The organism is Rhizobacter sp. P2_H2, assembly GCF_056403375.1.
This window is the reverse complement of the sequence record NZ_JBFUFP010001803.1, coordinates 1-576: the sequence shown is the minus strand read 5'-3', so window position 1 is coordinate 576 and position 576 is coordinate 1. Positions and strand designations below refer to the sequence as shown.

The window sequence follows — 576 nt, the reverse complement described above, 5'->3', positions numbered from 1 at the left end:
ATTTCGCATCGGCCTTCCGCTCGGCGATCGAGCATGCGGGGCTGCGCTTCGTCGTCGCCTGCGACACGCTCCCGCACGAGGTGTTCGTCGATGTCGACATGTGGGAGAAGGTGGTCCTGAACCTGCTGTCGAACGCATTCAAGTTCACGTTCGAGGGCGAGATCGCCGTCTCGCTGCGCAGCGAGGCCGGACAGGCGGTGCTGGAAGTGCGCGACACCGGCATCGGCATGGACGACGAGGCGCTCGCCCATGTGTTCGACCGGTTCCATCGCGTGGCCGGGGCGCGCTCGCGCTCGCACGAGGGCACCGGCATCGGCCTCGCGCTGGTGAAGGAGCTGGTGCGGCTGCACGGCGGCAACGTGGTGGTGACCAGCGGACCGGGCCTGGGCAGCTGCTTCACGGTGAGCGTGCCGCTCGGGGTGGCGCACCTGCCGGCGCACCGGGTGGGGCTCGCGCCGGCGGCCGCGGCGGGCGCCGTGCCGGCGGTCGCGCTGGATGCGTTCGTCGAGGACGGCCCGGCGGCCGCGGCGGGCGCCGTGCCGGCGGTCGCGCTGGATGCGTTCGTCGAGGACGGCC

The 576-nt window shown here is 72.7% G+C and carries 1 protein-coding gene; it reads left to right on the top strand.

From position 1 onward, the window contains the following. Positions 1-576, top strand: a 576-nt coding sequence (locus AC1D15_RS36300; protein WP_477829903.1) for a sensor histidine kinase, incomplete at both ends; no start/stop codon positions are given.